Raw genomic sequence first — 18,205 nt, 5'->3', positions numbered from 1 at the left:
TTTTTGCTGTAGAATTTATCCAAAAAATCTTAAAAATTCATAAAAATATGAGCGTATTAAGTATAACTTTCCACTGTACGAAAGATAACCTAGAAGAATGGGAAAATTATATTGATGAAACACTGGTTTTAATGACAGAAAACCTGATGGATGTAGACAAATATATCCTTTCTGAGGTACACAGTGATTTTATTGAAGATGGTAAGAATTACAATCTTTTATTAATATTTGATAATGATGGACTGAGGGAAGATTTCATTAAAAGTGAACTTTTAAACATTTCTGAAATCATTGATAAAAAATTTGGACAGGAAGTTATGATCTTCAATACTTTCCTAAATCCGAAGAAAACGAGATTATAAAAAAATAAAGCACTGAAAAATTCAGTGCTTTATTTTTTATCTGTGGTGTCCATGACCCCGGCCTCTGTGATGATGACCGCGATCTTCATAAATATATACTTTCTTTACATGGCCAGGTGCATAATATCTTGCACTTCCCCCATAATACCTTTTTGCATGTCCGGGTGGCATTCTTCTTCCATAAGGCTCACTCACCACGCACGATGACAGCATTAGCAGAACGATACCTACCCCAGCAATTTTAAACATACTTTTCATTATTTCCACTTTTTCAATTTCGATAGTAAAATATCTCAATATTAATGCCAAAAGAATGGAAATTTAGCCAATGTATATTAAAACCAGCTCCTAATTTTTATTTTAGTTCCGGTTCTGTTAATAGCTGCTTCTTTTTTTCACCTGCCCAGGAGCATAATCTTTTGCGCTTCCGCCATATATTTTTTTAGCCTGTCCGGGAGGAAGTGTTTTAGCACTGTTTCCATTATCATGAACTACGCAAGATGAAAGCATAAATATTACTATAAGCGCTCCGGTAATTTTAGTTATATTTTTCATTATTTCTACTTTTTCAACTTTATGTAATATTACAATGGTAATGCCAAAAGTTAAAAGTTTGAAGATACAGCCTTTTATTGTCAGTGATTAATTTTGCTTCGCAAGTCAATAGTGAATTTGTTATGGAGAACAGTGTGCTTATCAAACAAATCCATCATTCATCATTCATCATTTATAATTTTTTAAATGACTTCACTTCTCTTTTCCATCATGATAAGATCTTTCCATTCACCATTGAGTTTTCCGATTTTTTTGCGGACTCCTACGGTTCTGAAACCATTTTTCTCATGAGATTTGATTGCCATTTCATTTTCGGAGAAGAGATTGGTCTGTAATGTCCAGAATCCGTGATCCTCGCTGTCCAAAATTATCTTTTTAAGCAACACAGAACCCAATCCCTTGCCTTGGTATTCTTTGTCAAAATAAATGCTTACTTCTGCAACTCCTTTAAAACACTCTCTTTTGCTCACAGGTTTTAAGGCACACCATCCCACCACTTCATTATTTTCATTTTCCAAAACCCATCGGCAGTCGTTGAAATATTCCATACTCCAGGCTTCAGCTGAAGGAACTTCTGTTTCCAAAGTGGCAATTCCACCCTCTATTCCCTGACGGAAAATCTCCAGCACTCTGGCTTCGTCACCGGGAAGCATTTCTCTTAATTCGTAATTCATCGTATTTAATGGTATTTTCTTTTCATTTTTCTTTTGATTCTCGCATAATGGGTCTGCTTGCTTTTCTCGTCTTCAGAAACCACACTGATGTTGCCGTCAACCTCCAGAACAGACAGTTTTACATTGCTGATCTTTTCAATCCCATGTTCTCTTATGGCTTCTTCCAGTTCACTTTCAGTAATCTTTACCCGGTTCAGAGCAGCCTGATCTGCCACTCCATCTCTGATAAGAATGATGGGCTCATCTTCCATAAAAGTCTGAAAAGAGCGGCTTGAAAACATCAGTCTTTTTAAAATAAAATTAGCAACAAACAAAACAAGTGCCGCAATAATACCGCCCTGCAGTGATGTATCGGGGCCTACCATTGCATTCTGCACAGCATTTGAAATCAACAGTAATAATACAACGTCTCCAGCATTGAGCTGAGAGAGCTGATTTTTACCAAATAAACGAATCGCAATTACCATGAAAAGGTAAACGCAGAGAGAACGAACTGCAACGTTAAGTATAGGATCCACAATTTTTATATCTACTCAAATGTATTGATTTTTTGTTATTGTATTGATGTGTCAGCGGAAAATGTATTTACCCGAGTTGATTGGTTACTGACTGACAATTAATTATTGAGAATTTATGGTATCTAAAGGTAAAATACATTGTATTTCTATTGGTATGAGATTTGACTATCTTCATAAAATCATAACTTAAAAATGAAAAAACAATTATTTTTCTATCTGGGTATCCTTCTGTTTTTTGTGGCTTGTGAAAAGAAAAAGCCTGCAACAGATACGTCTTCTGACAATGCTGTGCGCATGAAAGTGAATGAACTTTACACAAAGTATGGCAAGTCTAATGAAGCCGTTTACAATAAACCAATTCCGGAGGATCTATTTTCAAAGGATTTAAAGGAAACATTAGAAAATGCTATTCTTGCATCAAAAGCAGATATTGAAAAGGTGAAAAACAGTGATCACCCTGATGAGAAGCCATTAATTTTTGAAGGGGCTATGTTCTCCAGCTTGTATGAAGGATTTACAGCTTATAAAATTAAATCTGTTGAGATACAGGCTCAAACTGCCGATGCACAGGTAGAATTTGAGTATAATATGTCGTCACCGAAAGAAACATGGATGGATACGGTACACCTGATCAATACAGAGAAAGGATGGAGAATAGATAATATCACTTTTGATACAATAGGAAATTCTAGTTATCTTAAAACAAGATTAACAGAATTTGTTCAAAGTACAAAATAACAGAAAAGCCGCTTATAAAAGCGGCTTGATTTTTTTTACGGACACTGAACGATTGGAACATCGCTGCAAATTACTTTATTTGCCCATTCGCAAAACGTACAGTATTTTTTTGGTTCTCCTCCGTACAAGGACTTCAAATCTGACTTAGCCAGTTTCTTAAGATTTTTCATATTGTTTTAATTTTATGGTAGGGCAAAATTAAAACAGATCTGATTATTCTTTCTTACAATTTAATCGTATAAGTTTTCATTATTCACATTTAATTGAATAATATGAATACCTATTATCTGCTATGGATCTCCACTGTCACAGGCATTACATAAGTGTAGGCAACCATATTATCAGTCAGTTTTTTTTGATCTACTCTATAGTCAAGGTCGCTCAACACCATTTCAATTTCTTTACTTACTGTTTTGCAGTCCCCTGTAGAATGAACATTTATAATTTTGCCGTTCTTGGCAATATCAAATTTCACTACTGAGTTTACGGTTCCCTGCTTATAATCAGGATTCGTAAGATCAAAATTAGCTTCCAATTTATTTCTTATATCACTGAAAGTCTCACTTTTACTCAGTTGAATAGGCTCAATGGTATTATGATCTGTTGTTTGGGCTTTGGCAGTGTTCAAAACGGCAGCAATTCCGCAAACGAAAAGTGAAGCGAACAATATTTGAATTCTATTTTTCATAACTAACTGGTTTTAAATATTATACTAACCTTATTTTGTATCTCTTACCCAAAGTTATTAAAAATAATTCATATTAATTTCACATTGAGTTAACATTGAGTTAACATTAAAATATAATTAATTGATTTACAGTGTTATAAATTTTAAAAATAATTGAAAATTTAATATTGGAATTTTAGTTGCTTAAAAAGCTTAATCTTTTTTTATATAATCAATTGATAATAATTTATCAATAATATCTTTTTTAAACTTACTAAAAGGTCTTTTATGGTAATACTCTTCTGAAATTTCAATCCCAAAAATCATTCTGTAAACTTCCGCTTCATTAGCAATCCCTTTAAATGTCTTGTTTACAAGTGTATCAATATAATTTTTAGAATACTTCAAACGTAATTCTAATAAGTCTTTTAATTCTTTATCTGAATGAGAATTGTAAACTTCAACTAATTTAAAATCATTTATTGTCTTTTTAACCTTATCATTCAATTTATCAAAGTTTTTTATTATAACTTGACTATCATTAAATGTTTTATAGTCATACGAAAAATAAAAAGCGTTCCTCTTATCTTCTTCATATGGATGTAAATGAGTACTTCTATCAAACTCTAAAACTCCTTTAATTGAAGAGTTACAAACAGAACAGCTTGGAATTAAATTATAAAAACTTAATGCCAAAATAGGATGTTTACTTTGAGAAAACCAATGATCAAAAGTTGGTCTTGCTATTCTTTTTTCACTATTAGAACCACTACCTACCTCTATTGTATTAGCATACAATCTATTACAATAGACACAAGTATTAGTATCAATTTCTTTTGAAAGCCAATAACTTTTATAACTTGAGTTACTTAATATATTTTTGTAATCAAAAATTTTTTTTATAGGCTTTATTCTAGCATCAAAGTATTTACACAGTAATATTTGGAATGCCGTTCTATTATTTGCATTTACATAGGCTGAATAAATATTAAAATACTTCATTTCCAATTTATTAAAATAATTACTAAAAAAAGTATCATTCCAATTTTTTAGTTGTTCAGGCTTTGATTTTATAATATTTTTCAAGTTATTATTTAAAAATAATTTTATATCATCTTTTAAATCAGAATCTGTAATATTATTTTTAATTTGGCCTTTAACTTTATCATAGTATTCTGTCAAAGTTTTATCAGATGGGTGAGGTATATATAACATTTTATTCAATTTTAAACCCAAGCTCAATCGCTCTTCTTTTTATTTGTTCCTTTTCTTTTTCAATATTATATTCATTAGGAAAATATTCATAATACATTTCTTGTAACTTGTATTTCATATAAGGCTCATCAATTAATTCTATTAAATTTTTATGATAGTCTTTTTCAGCTTCTGTCGGAAAATTACTACTTTCATTCGTAGTTATATTTTCTTTTAAAACACGTAATTCATTTAGCCACTGTATTGTTCTATTTATTTTTTCTTTGGCAAAATCACCAATCAAGCCATCACCAATAAAAAAACTATCTGCCAAAAGATCATGAATATTAGCTCCGAAAGTATTCATTTTAGTAAAATCTTGTGGTTTTGACTTACCTTTATCATTAACTTCCAAAAACAAAACATTTTGTCTAGGAATATCTGAAAGAATAAAAGGAGAATGGGTTATAAAAAGCAAATTAATTCCTAAGATATCATCTAACTTAACATTATTTATTTGATGTAAAACATTATTTATAAATCTTTTTTGAAATTCAGGATGAAAATAAAGCTCAATCTCATCAAACACTATATTTACATATTGATATTTAACTATTTCATCTTTTTTAACCGAATTTATATTATTCAAATGATAAATTACAGAACTAATTGAATGTATCAATTGTTGCTCCCCAGAGCTTAAATTATCAAATTCAATTAAATCATTTTTATCTGCACTTTCAATTAATATATTAGTTTCAAAAACTGGAGGAGGAAGAATTTCAATTAAAGGAATATTATTCTCGGTCGAAAAAACATTCAATTTTTCAGATAAATCTTCAATATTAATTGGTAAACTTAAATCATAAGCTTGCCAAATATCAAAATAGTATTTTATATAGTTAATTGTTTGTTTTAATTTATATAGAATATGACTTGGGTACTTTTCTATATAATCTAAAAAATCTAAAATTTTAATACACTTAACAGGCTTATTATTAGAATCTTGATCAACTGAAAATTTCCTATAAGACTCATATTTATGACAAATATTTATTATTTTGTATATTATATAAGTATCAAATTGCTCTTGATTAGGAACTCTCATTTCCTGAATGTTAAACCTATCTTTTGTTTTTTCTAAAATTTCTAATGGATTAATAATTATTTGCTCATTTAATAATATTCCATAGCTATCATTTCTAAGTAATCGAATTTTTGTACTATAAGGTGTATCTTGAGTTGTTATGAATTGAGAAGGTGAAGTATCAACTACTTTAAATTGTTTCTCTTTTATATCTTTTATCTCTAGTTTTCTAGCAATCCCATTATCACCCATTTTTCGAAGAGAAAAGTTCTCATTGATTACTGGCTTTAGAATATTTACTAAAAGCCTTTGCTGAAGTAAAAATTGTTCATTATTGATGTCAATTATTCCAGATAAACCATTTTCTCTATGTTCTCTTTTAGGATTAATAACAATAGGAATTTGATATGAATCATTCTTATGAAATAGTTCATCAATCCAATCACCAATAGTCAAAGAATTAAATGCATATAATGAGTAATTGGTAATCATTGAATAAAAAAAGTCATCTAACTTAAATTCTACTCTATTAGAGAGTTTGTATAAGTTAAATTTTATATCATTTACACATAAATAATAATATTCGTTTTTAAATTCATAAAAAATTTGACAACGTATATTTTTTCCATTTTCATCGTTGTCAATTTTTTTTAAAGATGCAGAAGTTTTTAATTGTTTTTTTTCTTCATCTTTCAGTAAAGAATAAGAAAGCTGATTTATACTAGCTATAAATAATTCGACTAAAGCACTCTTTCCACTTCCATTTTTACCAACTATTGCAGAAATATTAATTTTATCACCATATAAATTTATTGGAGTTGTTGATTCATATTTTATATTTGATACTTGAATTACTTGGGAAAAATCAGTTATTTCATTTCCCTTAGCATCTTGAAAGATATAATCATTATAAAATTTATATATTCTTTCTTCTTCTAAATTTTTAAGAAATTTCGGATTACAACCTTTCATAGGCCTAATCGCCAAAAGTTTAAAGCTCATGTATTATTGTTTTCCCCAAAAGTAAATAAAAAAACCACAATGAAAATTGTGGTTTTCCGTAATATATTTATACAATTTTATTCCAATTCCCTCTTCAAGAACTTCCCTGTCAAGCTCTTCTTAGACTTCACAATTTCTTCAGGAGTTCCTTTAGCAATAATTTCTCCTCCATATTTTCCTCCTTCCGGACCAACATCTATAACGTGATCGGCTAATTTGATTACATCCATATTATGTTCTATGATAATGAATGAGTTTCCAAGTTCCACCAATTGGTTTATGGCATCCATTAGGATTTTTACATCTTCAAAATGCAATCCTGTAGTGGGTTCATCAAGGATATAAAGGGTATTTCCTGTCTGTCTTTTTGAAAGTTCAGTTGCTAACTTGATACGCTGGGCTTCTCCTCCTGAAAGTGTCGTTGACTGCTGTCCCAGGGTAATATATCCCAGTCCTACATCCTGTAATGTTTTTACTTTCGCAAAAATCTTAGGAATGGGCTGGAAGAAATCTACTGCTTCATCAATCGTCATATCCAATACGTCAGAGATTGATTTTCCTTTGTAACGAACTTCCAGGGTTTCTCTGTTGAAACGTTTCCCGTTGCAGGTTTCGCAGTGTACGTATACATCCGGAAGGAAATTCATTTCAATGACTTTCAATCCTCCACCCTGGCAGGTTTCGCATCTTCCGCCTTTTACGTTGAAAGAGAATCTTCCCGGCTTATAACCACGGATTTTACTTTCCGGCAGTTCGGCAAAAAGGTTTCTGATATCGGTAAACATTCCGGTATAGGTGGCCGGGTTAGAACGTGGTGTTCTCCCGATCGGGGTTTGATCTACATCTACAATTTTATCAATATTATCTAACCCTTCGATTTTTTTGTACGGTAAAGGCTCCTGAACTGCTCTGTAGAAGTGTTTGTTAAGGATCGGATATAACGTTCCATTAATCAGAGAAGATTTTCCACTTCCTGAAATTCCGGTTACGACTACCAATTTTCCAAGAGGAACATCCAGGGTTACATTTTTAAGATTATTTCCTGTAGCGCCTTTTAAAACAATATTTTTACCGTTTCCAGCTCTTCTTTCTGCAGGAATTTCTATTTTTCTTTTTCCGTTAATATACTGAGCGGTAATGGTATCTGCTTTCAATAAGTCTTTTGGTTTTCCCTGCCAAAGGATCTCACCACCGAATTTACCAGCTTTTGGACCAATATCCAGTACCTCATCGGCTTCCATAATCATATCTTTATCATGTTCCACCACCAATACGGAGTTTCCGATGTCTCTAAGGTTTTTCAGGGAATGAATCAGCCTTTCGTTATCTCTCTGATGAAGTCCTATACTTGGTTCATCTAGGATATACAATACATTCACCAACTGAGAACCGATCTGTGTAGCCAGTCGTATTCGCTGGGACTCCCCTCCTGAAAGAGTTTTTGAACTTCTGCTCAAGCTCAGATAATCCAAACCTACATCCAGTAAAAACTGAAGTCTGGTTTCAATTTCTTTTAGGATCTCGTGAGCAATGATTTTATTTTTTTCTGAGAATTTATCTTTAACGTCAGCTAACCATTCTTTTAAATCAGATAAGCTTAAAGCATTGACCTCAGCAATATTTTTTCCATCTATTTTAAAGCTTAAACTTGAAGGCTGAAGGCGGGTTCCATGACATTCCGGACAGATTTCTTCTGTAGTGAAGTGTCTTTCCAGCAAAATCGCTTCATAAGATTCTCTTTCATCGATAATTTCTTCCATGAAAGCAATCAATCCGTCAAAACCAATCTTTATTTTCTTGGTAATACCTGCATATTTAAGGTCTTTATTGAATTCTTTGTGGCATCCGTTGTAGATATAATCCAATGCTTCTTCAGGAATATCTTTCAATGACGTTGTTAATCCCAATCCAAAGATCTCAAGAATATTTTTGATCTGTGCAAGAATCCATTTGTTAGACTTGATATCTTCCAACGGTAGCAATCCACCCTGATTGATAGATAGTTTTGGATTATCAATAAAGTAATCGGTATTGATCTTTTTGATCATTCCCAGTCCTTTACAGTTCGGGCAGCTTCCTTTCGGTGAGTTGAATGAGAAAGTATTGGGTTCCGGCAAGGCCAAGGAATGTCCTGTTTCTGCATCCATCAGGTTTTTGGAAAAGTATTCGATCTCTGTAGCTCCCAGTTTCTGAATTCCAATAATTCCCTCTCCCATTTCCATTGCCGTACGCAATGATTTTTCCATTCTGCTTTCTGAAGCATTTTCCCCGATAATCCAACGGTCGATCACAATATCGATATCGTGGGTTTTGTAACGGTCAAGCTTTAAATCATATTCAATATCCTGCAGCGCACCATCAATTCTTGCCTGTCCGTAGCCTTTTTTGGCCATCTGTACAAAGAGTTCATGATAATGTCCTTTTCTGGAACGCACTACGGGCGCCAAAAGCATAATCTTTTCTTTTTTATAATTTCCTTTGATCGTTTCAAGGATCTGATCTTCTGTATAGCTTACCAACTTTTGTCCTGTAGACAAAGAGTAGGCATCTGAAACTCTCGCATACAAAAGACGCAGAAAGTCGTACAGTTCTGTAACCGTTCCCACCGTAGAACGAGGGTTTTTATTGGTCGTCTTCTGCTCGATGGCAATAACCGGTGAAAGTCCTTCAATTTTATCGACATCAGGACGTTCCAATCCCCCTAAAAACTGACGTGCATAGGCAGAGAAGGTCTCGATATAACGACGCTGGCCTTCTGCAAAAATAGTGTCAAAAGCCAATGAAGATTTTCCACTTCCTGAAAGCCCGGTGATAACGACCAATTCATTACGTGGAATTTTTACATTAATATTTTTCAGGTTGTGTTCACGTGCTCCGTAAACTTCTATATATTCTGTTGATTTGCTCATAATTTGGAGTAATTTTGCCTGAAAATCACAACGTGCAAAAATACGAAATTTTATAGAATTTTTTTGAATATAAAAAGGATAAAAGTTTCATAAAAAATTCTTTGGGCTTGTAGGGTATGGATAAAGGTTTTAAAAGTATTAAACCCTAGATCGCTTGAAATTTTACGGGAATAATATTTACATTGTTGATCAGTGAGTTTTGGCTAAAGCCGTATGAATATATTCTTTTTATCAAACGGCCTAAAGCCCGTTCCTATTCATAAATACATCTTTATTCACGTTTAACAAAAATATCATTTCTGTGTATAATATTCCCAGACTACACGGCTGATGTCTGCAATGATTTTTTCGGTATCAGCCATTTCTTCATTGATATTTTTCAAATAAACAGATAGGATAACATGTTTCCCATTGGGAAGTTTTATGATTCCTACATCATTCATAGCAGCGCGTAGATTATTTTCATTTCTCCCGGAAATTCCGGTACGATGGGCTAATTCTGTACCTATAGGCAAACCTGCCTTCATCCAAGTAAGTCCTCTTGAGGTTTCTACCATTACCTGGTACAAATATTTTGTGGTTTCTTTCTTCAGAATTTTTCCTTTATAGAATTTTTCTAAGAGTTCTGTGGTTGCCAGAGGGGTTGTTGTATTAATATAGCATTTATCAAAGGACGACATTTCCTGCTCATTCAGTTTTATGGTAAAATCTTTGATCCCCTGCTGATTGATAAATTTCTGAACAACCTCTGTTCCACCAATGATATTCAACAAGATGTCACAGCCGTTGTTATCACTGTGGGAAACGGTAAATCTTAACAGCTGATCTAAAGTGAGGTAGATATTTCCTTGAGGATATTCATCTCTCATCGGGCTCCAGGTTTCAGGGAGTAAAGCTTCTTTTTTAATAAAAAATTTTTGATCTAGCTTCAGCTTTCCTTTATCTACCTGATGTAAAACAGCAAGTGCAATATGGAATTTAAAAACACTCATCATCGGCGTTTCTTTATTTCCATTGATACTGAGGGTATCTTTATCTTCTATTCCTTTTAAGGATATCCCGACAGTTGTCTTTTTTGTAGAAATTATTTCATTGATTTTATTTCTTAAATCCTTAATGGTCTGACTTTTTAATGGAAGACCGAAAAGAAGAAGCAGTATTAAGAGTGATATTTTTTTCATTCAATTAATTCTTTGTAGGGTTGTTTTTTCAGGGATGAAAATTTTGTCATTGTGATTTTGATCCTCATCATGACATAGTAAAAATGCCGTAATGGTACGGCATTTTATATTTGAAACGGTTACTCATTTATTTACAAGAGCTTTACATGTCTTGAAAATCAATGTCTTCGTTGTTTATTCTTACAATATATTCAATTCCGTCAATGGCTTTAGAAATAATTTGATTTCTAATGATGTTTGCCATGTTTTCCCAATAGGCCCTTCCATAGAAAGAATAGTTCTGAGGAATGATTTCTACCTCAACGGTTCTTACAAAACCTTCTTTAGGTTTATTGCTGATCATTGTTCCTCTCCTTACCCTTACTTCTCTTACCTCATCTTTCAGAATCATTCGGCAATAGTTTTTAACATCTTCCAAGGAAATGATTTTATCCCTGGTCGTTAAAGCATATTTATATGCCTGAATACTGTCTGTTCCTTTCTGCTCTTCAGCTCCACCCAATGTTTCGGTAAGCAATATAACTGTTTGTGATTTCAACTGGTTGGAAAGTTCAGTTCCCGGGCGCATATGATTGGCCAAAGTACAGTGTGTTACCCAGAAAGAGGCGTAAGTGTGATCGGTTTTTTCTACCGGCTCCATAATCACATAGTTCAGTTCCTGTCTGATATTCCTTTTGGCATTATTTACTTTCTGCACCATGGATTTCATCTTATCGGACATTTCACTGAGAACTCCTTTTACATTATCTCTGTTTAAAAGGGAAAATGCTGCAATTTCATCTCTCGTCAGTTCCAGAACGTTAGCAATCATATCAACGGCATTTCTGCTGGTGAAGCGTTCCATTCCTCCTTTTCTTACGGTATACAATCCTTTTTTAAGGTCATCGGCCGGGGTGAAAGGTATTTCAGTGTATTTTCTTCCGTCACCATCCTGTACTTCATCTACATACAGGAAGTGTTCTCCTTCGTCTGTTACCAAAGGAATGTTATTCCCCATGATGTCAAGGCTGTATTCTGTTTTTTTCCAACCTCTGTTGTAGATCGGGAAAGCATTTAGTACAAAGGAAAAGTTATCAAGGATTTCCGCTGAAAACTGTGGTGGAAATTCAAAAGTAAGCCACAAATATTTTTTATTATCGAGGAACTTTGTAATTTCTTCTTTTTCTGATAAAAAGTCAAGATTCTGAGGCAGCTGTCCAGGTTCTGAGAACAGACTTTGAGAAATTCCTGTTACTTCAATAAATTTATGACGGTAAATACTTTTAATATCTTCAATCACCTTATTTCTGATAGACTGCTCTTTGAACATCTGTTCATAGCCATCATTATGACTTTCTGAAAGATAGCTTAATCCTTCTCTTACAAATAAAGGATTTCCATTGCTGGTCACCGTGATATATGGCAATAATTTATACACAAAATCAAGGTGTTCAAAAGCCGGATTGGAGCAGAATATACTCAGGTATTTTGGAAAGTTTTCACTGATATATTTGCTGACATCTACTCCTATTGTTATTTTCCTGTAATCTTCAGGTCTTCCCTGAAATCTGGCAATCGGAATTTTATTAAATCGGTCATCAATACTGTAGCAGGTATTTCCTACAAACATAATAGATGTGTGAACTTTATTGATTCTTACATTTCCTACCGGAGTAAAAGGAATATTCAACTGCTTATCTGATTCTGATTTTACCGTGGAAGTCATCTGTTTACGGAAAAAGAATTCTGTGTGCTCCAATAAAACTTCAGAAGAATCATAAGGCTGTGTGAAAGCCACAGAATGAGCAGGGATAGGATGTGTATAAATGGACGGTGTAAGAAGTTTTGCCAGTTTTTCCAATATACGGGCATTCACCGTTTGTATTTCATTATTCGCTTTAAAAACTTCTGTACTGAATGCGTCTATCAATAGTTTCACAAAAGGATCTAAAGACTGCGGACTTCTGAGTCCCCATACTTTAGTGGCATTCTGCAGCATTCTTGCTTTTACAGATTCTTTGGAATAAATATTCTGATCTAAATTCATAATTTTCTTTCGCTGTTAAAAATATTAATCAATAGACATCGGGCTTAGAAACAGTTCTGTTGAAAAACTGAAACGTTCTCCTGTTTCTTCCATTTTTGCATTGATAGCAATTCTTACTTTCTTTTTAATTTCGGTGTGTTCTTTAGTATCGTAGCTGTGCTCTACAAATTGTATATGTGCGTCAATCTGTGGGTTTACGATTCGTGGTTCATATTCCTGAATCTGTCTTCTGAGGCTTTTGACGAAAACATTTTCCCAAATGGCACTTGTTACTCCATTATCGAATTCAAGGTTCCAAACATCGTTTCCATAGTTTTCATCGTATCTGTTCTCCCCTTTTTTGGTAGTGATCAGCAGCATAATATTGTGGGCAATACTTTCCCCCATATCGCAGGTATCGATACTTCCGCCTTCGGTCATTAAAGTAGACGGTACGAAAGGCATTCTGTAATTTGGTGTATCCATAGCTTATTGTTTTTACTTCATGGTCCTGTTTATTTAAAAACGAACTACCAAAGTACACATTTTCACCCAATAATTATTACAATACTTTAAAATATTGTTCAAAAAGCAGGGCCTTCAAACTGAATTGAAAGCCCTGAATATTTTGTATGTTTTATATCCTGTATTTTAGTTTAATGATCTGCCTTTTTCCTGTTGATGAAATAGTATACAGGAAGCCCCAATAATACCAATACAAAGCCTGGCCACGTATATTGTTGTTTATAAATTAACAATAAGATACAGAAACAAGATCCTATAATCAGATAAATAATAGGAGTCACCGGATACAACCATGTCTTATAGGGCCTTTCCAGATCAGGCTGTTTCATTCTCAAATAAATAACGCCAAAAACCGTAATCATATAGAACAGAACAATCACAAAGGATATCATATCCAGTAAGTTTCCGTACTGTCCGCTCAGACACAAAATTGAAGCCCAAACTCCCTGCATCCATAAAGCGTTTTCCGGAACTTCATTTTTATTGTTTTTTACCGCTGACTTAAAGAACATTCCGTCTTTGGCCATGGTCTGAAAAACTCTTGCTCCCGCCAGAATCAATCCGTTATTACATCCAAAAGTGGAAATCATTACCAATAAAGCGATGATAATGGTTCCTGCACTTCCAAAAATATTCTGTGAAGCCGCTACTGCTACCCTGTCATTGGTTGCAAATGCAATTCCATCTCTATCCAATGCATTTAGGTATATGTAGTTCACTGCGATATACAGAATCATTACAGCAGAAGTACCGTAGATCATCGATTTTACTACATTTTTTTTAGGATTGTCAATTTCACCGGAAACAAATGTCACACTTTCCCAGGCAACAGAACTGAAAACAGAACCTACCATTGCCGCTGCAATTCCTCCCAACAGAGTCATGCCTCCAATGGGTTCCCAGCCTTCTTTAAGGAAATTACCACTCAAATCTTTTTTAAGATTACTAAAGGAGTCTGATCCCCAGCTAAAGTTTTCTGATAAATGAGAAATATCAACCAGAATAAAACCAGCGGCAATTAAGCCTAATAATGCAATAATTTTGGAACCGGTAAAGACATTCTGAAGAATTTTTCCGCTTTCTACTCCTCTGGTATTAATATAAGTAAGTAAAACAATAACTCCAATGGCCAGAATCTGGATCCAGGTGATTTTAAATTCACCACTTTGAAAGATAGGAGCAGCATCGTTAAGTGAAGGGATAAGATAGGCTGTAAATTTACCAAAAGCCATTGCTACTGCAGCAATAGTTCCGGTTTGTATTACTGTAAAAAGGCCCCAGCCATAAAGGAATCCCATCTTTTTTCCGAAGATTTCTTTCAGATAGGTATATTGTCCTCCGGCTTTCGGAAACAGGGCGGAGAGTTCTCCATAGCTTATTGCTGCTGCTACTGTCATCACTCCTGTGATCACCCACACTACAATCAGCCAGAATCCGGACCCCAGATTCCGCATCATATCAGCGCTTACAATAAAAATTCCGCTTCCGATCATAGACCCCATCACCAGCATGATGGCGTCCCATAATTTCAGTTTTTTCTGCATAGTCAAGTATAGGGGTCAAATATAATCAAATCTGTCTTTGATTTTGAATTTTATTGAAAATTCCTCAAAACACCTGTTTTTTGTCATTCTTTATTCTGTTATGATTCAATTTTAATTAGTATTTTTGGAAAAAATATTAAACATGAAATTTAAAGTTATATTACTTGCTGCCACTTTAACTGCTTCTACATTTGCATTTGCCCAGTCTGGTCCACCAGAAGGAAAAGCTTTGGTAGGTGACACTTATGGAGATCAGGTAACTTCATCCGTTGAATCTAAAGCGATCACAGTAGATAAATTGAATAAACAGCTTAAAAAAGATAACAAAAAGGTTGAAGGCGTAGCCGTTAAAGGAAAAGTAACTGATGTCTGTGACAAAAAAGGATGTTGGCTGACTATTCAGACAGAAGACAACTCTAAGTTTTTTGTAAAAATGAAAGACTATGCATTCTTTGTGCCTACAGCTTTAAAAGGTAAAACTGTTGTATTGGATGGAACTGCTGAGAGAAAAGTAACTTCTGTAAATGAGCAGAAACATTATGCTGAAGATGCTAAAAAACCTCAAGCTGAAATCGATGCGATTACCCAGCCGAAAGAAGAAATCAGGTTTGTAGCAAACGGAATTAAAGTAGTAAACTAAGCTTTAATCATTGTATAAACTCTGAATCCTATATTTCTAAGGTTAGGTTTTGGCTAAAGCCGAATGAATGTTTATTGAAGTTAAATGGGCTAAAGCCCATTCCTATTGAATATGAATTTTATTAACCTTTCCAGATTCGGAAATCAGATATAAAAATAAAAATTCGGCAGTCCTGAAGGACTGCCGAATTTTGTTTTATGAGACTATATTATTTCATTTTCTATTTACTCATTTTCTTTTCTTTTTCAAGCATCACCGGATAGATAGGCAGGAAATCATAGGAGGGATAAAACTCTGTTTTGAATCCGCCCCAGGCTCCACTTTCGAATACCTGATTAACTTCTCTTGTATATTCAGGTTTAAATCTTAATGTAATAATCTGCCCTATTCCCATCACTACGTTCCAGGATACAATCCGTGCATGGCTTTTGTTGAGCTTCTGATAAAATTTTTGCTTCATCACTCTCGCCTGGATAGAATCTACAGGATTTTCCTGCAAATGACGGAGTATTGTGGTTACCATTACACTGTCATTGGCTTTATATGGAATTGTTGATTGATTTTGCGCCAGTAAAGGCAGTCCCATACTCATGAACAAAATTAATGTCAGAAAATGTTTCATCATATTTTTAGTCTTCAATTTTAAAATCTACTACAGAATCCAGTTTCGGATATTTAGTAGCAGAAATAAATTTCTTTCCGGTACAGTCTATTTCCAGCCAGCCTTTTCTTTTTTTAACGTCTCCGGCTTCCATTACAAAAGGAATAAAAGAAATTTCATCTTTCCCCTCTTCTTTGATCTCTCTGTATTGAACTGCTATATCCAAAATACATTCATGATCTGTATTCAATTTTACATTTCTGTAAATAAGATCATAATGGGTTTCCTGATTTTCAGGAATTTCAAGATACGTTTCCCAACCTGTAATATCAGAGTTAAGCTCACTGATCGCTTTCAATGCATAATAAAGAGCTATTGTATAATATTTTCGGGTTTCTTTTCTGGTGTAGTCATCTACAAAGTGGCCTCCTTCAAATAAAATGGTCGGCATTCCTGCTTTGATAAAGTTATCTCCTGTAGAAGTCGGGTAAAATTCATCAGAATATCTTCCGATCTGATTAGGGATCATCTCCTTTAAATGGTTGTACACACTTCCGATCACTGCCATACATTTTTTCCTGTTTTCAGTAACGGTACGTTCTACATTTTCGGAAGGAGCCAAAAAAGAAAGTGTAGCAGGATGAATACCATCTGTTGTGAAAATGGTTCTCTGCTCATGGAGGTTTAATGCATAATCATACTTCTTTGAAGCCGCTGCATTTTTAAGAAACTTAATCTCTTTACTTGCTTCATTATGAAAATCCCTGTTAAGGTCAATATCGGCTGCATTCAGTCTTGTCCATCTTTCAGATCCGTCCGGGTTGAGCATGAATATAAAATCCAGTTTTATTTTACTGAAAAGATCCTCTTTCATTTCGGGAGCTTTATCAAGGCTTATTAAAAGATCAAGCATGGCATGAGTCGCATTGGATTCATTTCCGTGCATTTGTGACCAGGCCAGTATCTGAATGTTTCCGGTTCCGATGCTTAACTGATAAATGGGCTTATCTAAATAAGATGTTCCGACCTCTTTAATATAATCGCTGAGATTGGTCTGTAGGTAAGAAAATAATTTTTTAGGGAAAATATAGCGATTTGAGAAATCGGGGGTTTGAGAATAGATCTGTTCAAAATTCATTTTTAGGAATAGTTTACAAAAATCAAATTTAACGATTTTTGGGCAAAAACTTAAATTAACATTTGTAAATATTAGTAAAATCTGGTAATTTACATTTGACATCTATTTTGAAAACTGTTTACAAGGATTAAATTTGCTTATTTTTAAACTTAGAAATACTATTAACATTTGTAATAGCATTAAACAACACGGAAAGACAATTTGTCTGTTGATAAAATTGTGGATTGCGAATAATATAATTCAATATATTTAAAATATTAAAAGTCAGCAAGTTATAATGTTTATATCAATCGTATTTATAACATCACTTGAAGTGGAAAAATACCTGTTTTAAGCCATTTGAGGGTTATTTTATTAAACATATAAAATGTGGAAAACTCAGTAATTTACAAGCTTATACAAATGTAAAACATTCTAAAATCAAAAATTTAGCAGAAAATTTTAATTCAGATTAAGTTTTTTTAAGCATTTTAGCTTGCAATAAAAAAGTTGTTTAATAGAAATAACATTTCTCTCAAATGAAGCATAATAAGGGCTCATATAAGGTATTTACATCAGTAATTTACCTTTGTAACAGCCTATAAATGCTTATTATATGTCTTTAAAAGGTATTTATCAGGTTTATTGTCCTGGAGATGGAGTTTTATTGATTAATAATGTAAACAATCAATTTTAATGGGTTTAAAGGACAAAATAACCTTCTAAAAAGCATCGATTTACATTATTAAACTAGTATTGAGGTAAAATAATATGCATCATAATATAGCCTGATGAATTGTATAGCGAATGAGTATAGTTATTTAATACAATTGTAATTTAGTTACAATCTATTGATTTAAAATACATTATTACCATGTTACAAATG

At 33.4% G+C, this 18,205-nt stretch carries 17 protein-coding genes; 3 read left to right on the top strand and 14 right to left on the bottom strand.

The window, feature by feature from the left end:
- Nucleotides 1-47: 47 nt before the first annotated feature.
- On the top strand, nucleotides 48-362 hold the full coding sequence (locus C1634_RS13935; protein ID WP_165835327.1) for a DUF4286 family protein: 315 nt from the start codon (nucleotides 48-50) through the stop codon (nucleotides 360-362).
- A 375-nt stretch (nucleotides 363-737) separates the two neighbouring features.
- Here C1634_RS13935 and C1634_RS13925 read toward each other — a convergent pair whose 3' ends face one another.
- From C1634_RS13925 to C1634_RS13915, 3 genes are all read right to left on the bottom strand, one after another.
- The gene (locus tag C1634_RS13925) at nucleotides 738-917 is read right to left on the bottom strand and encodes a quinol oxidase subunit 4 (RefSeq protein ID WP_103235177.1); all 180 of its coding nucleotides are present in this window, start codon (nucleotides 915-917) and stop codon (nucleotides 738-740) included.
- A gap of 182 nt (nucleotides 918-1,099) precedes the next feature.
- On the bottom strand, nucleotides 1,100-1,591 hold the full coding sequence (locus C1634_RS13920) for a GNAT family N-acetyltransferase (RefSeq protein WP_103235176.1): 492 nt from the start codon (nucleotides 1,589-1,591) through the stop codon (nucleotides 1,100-1,102).
- Nucleotides 1,592-1,596: 5 nt separating this feature from the next.
- Nucleotides 1,597-2,109 carry a DUF421 domain-containing protein gene (locus C1634_RS13915; RefSeq protein WP_103235175.1) on the bottom strand — a complete coding sequence of 171 codons (513 nt, stop codon included), beginning with the start codon at nucleotides 2,107-2,109 and terminating at the stop codon, nucleotides 1,597-1,599.
- A 192-nt stretch (nucleotides 2,110-2,301) separates the two neighbouring features.
- Here C1634_RS13915 and C1634_RS13910 point away from each other — a divergent pair, with 192 nt between their 5' ends.
- Nucleotides 2,302-2,847 carry a DUF3828 domain-containing protein gene (locus tag C1634_RS13910; protein ID WP_103235174.1) on the top strand — a complete coding sequence of 182 codons (546 nt, stop codon included), beginning with the start codon at nucleotides 2,302-2,304 and terminating at the stop codon, nucleotides 2,845-2,847.
- Nucleotides 2,848-2,882: 35 nt separating this feature from the next.
- Here C1634_RS13910 and C1634_RS26565 read toward each other — a convergent pair whose 3' ends face one another.
- From C1634_RS26565 to C1634_RS13865, 9 genes are all read right to left on the bottom strand, one after another.
- Nucleotides 2,883-3,017: a bacteriocin-like protein gene (locus C1634_RS26565; protein WP_103235173.1), complete on the bottom strand. Its 135-nt coding sequence runs from the start codon at nucleotides 3,015-3,017 to the stop codon at nucleotides 2,883-2,885.
- Nucleotides 3,018-3,130: 113 nt separating this feature from the next.
- The gene (locus C1634_RS13900) at nucleotides 3,131-3,535 is read right to left on the bottom strand and encodes a hypothetical protein (RefSeq protein WP_103235172.1); all 405 of its coding nucleotides are present in this window, start codon (nucleotides 3,533-3,535) and stop codon (nucleotides 3,131-3,133) included.
- Nucleotides 3,536-3,727: 192 nt separating this feature from the next.
- Nucleotides 3,728-4,729, bottom strand: a complete 1,002-nt coding sequence (locus C1634_RS13895) for a hypothetical protein (RefSeq protein ID WP_109738619.1) — start codon at nucleotides 4,727-4,729, stop codon at nucleotides 3,728-3,730.
- Nucleotide 4,730: 1 nt separating this feature from the next.
- Nucleotides 4,731-6,797: an AAA family ATPase gene (locus C1634_RS13890; RefSeq protein ID WP_109738618.1), complete on the bottom strand. Its 2,067-nt coding sequence runs from the start codon at nucleotides 6,795-6,797 to the stop codon at nucleotides 4,731-4,733.
- A 77-nt stretch (nucleotides 6,798-6,874) separates the two neighbouring features.
- Entirely contained in the window at nucleotides 6,875-9,706 is a 2,832-nt protein-coding gene (gene uvrA, locus C1634_RS13885; protein WP_109738617.1) for an excinuclease ABC subunit UvrA, read from the bottom strand.
- 293 nt (nucleotides 9,707-9,999) lie between these two features.
- On the bottom strand, nucleotides 10,000-10,887 hold the full coding sequence (gene bla, locus C1634_RS13880) for a class A beta-lactamase, subclass A2 (protein WP_109738616.1): 888 nt from the start codon (nucleotides 10,885-10,887) through the stop codon (nucleotides 10,000-10,002).
- A gap of 142 nt (nucleotides 10,888-11,029) precedes the next feature.
- On the bottom strand, nucleotides 11,030-12,913 hold the full coding sequence (locus C1634_RS13875; protein WP_109738615.1) for a type VI secretion system baseplate subunit TssF: 1,884 nt from the start codon (nucleotides 12,911-12,913) through the stop codon (nucleotides 11,030-11,032).
- Between the two features lie 24 nt (nucleotides 12,914-12,937).
- A complete protein-coding gene (locus C1634_RS13870) occupies nucleotides 12,938-13,378 on the bottom strand; it encodes a GPW/gp25 family protein (protein ID WP_103235398.1) in 441 nt (146 codons plus the stop codon).
- A gap of 170 nt (nucleotides 13,379-13,548) precedes the next feature.
- Nucleotides 13,549-14,961 (bottom strand): APC family permease, encoded by a 1,413-nt coding sequence (locus tag C1634_RS13865; protein ID WP_109738614.1) that lies wholly within the window; start codon nucleotides 14,959-14,961, stop codon nucleotides 13,549-13,551.
- Between the two features lie 142 nt (nucleotides 14,962-15,103).
- Between C1634_RS13865 and C1634_RS13860 the strand changes: the two genes are divergently transcribed.
- Nucleotides 15,104-15,601 (top strand): DUF4920 domain-containing protein, encoded by a 498-nt coding sequence (locus tag C1634_RS13860; RefSeq protein WP_103235482.1) that lies wholly within the window; start codon nucleotides 15,104-15,106, stop codon nucleotides 15,599-15,601.
- 220 nt (nucleotides 15,602-15,821) lie between these two features.
- Here C1634_RS13860 and C1634_RS13855 read toward each other — a convergent pair whose 3' ends face one another.
- Nucleotides 15,822-16,226, bottom strand: coding sequence for a hypothetical protein (locus C1634_RS13855; RefSeq protein WP_228410076.1), 405 nt, complete (start codon nucleotides 16,224-16,226; stop codon nucleotides 15,822-15,824).
- A gap of 4 nt (nucleotides 16,227-16,230) precedes the next feature.
- Nucleotides 16,231-17,340 carry a M14 family zinc carboxypeptidase gene (locus tag C1634_RS13850; RefSeq protein ID WP_103235481.1) on the bottom strand — a complete coding sequence of 370 codons (1,110 nt, stop codon included), beginning with the start codon at nucleotides 17,338-17,340 and terminating at the stop codon, nucleotides 16,231-16,233.
- Between the last annotated feature and the right edge of the window lie 865 nt (nucleotides 17,341-18,205).

Source organism: Chryseobacterium viscerum (assembly GCF_002899945.2).
GTDB classification, from domain to species: Bacteria; Bacteroidota; Bacteroidia; order Flavobacteriales; family Weeksellaceae; genus Chryseobacterium; species Chryseobacterium viscerum.
The sequence above is the reverse complement of the archived record's forward strand: the minus strand, read 5'-3'. Positions and strand labels throughout refer to the sequence as shown.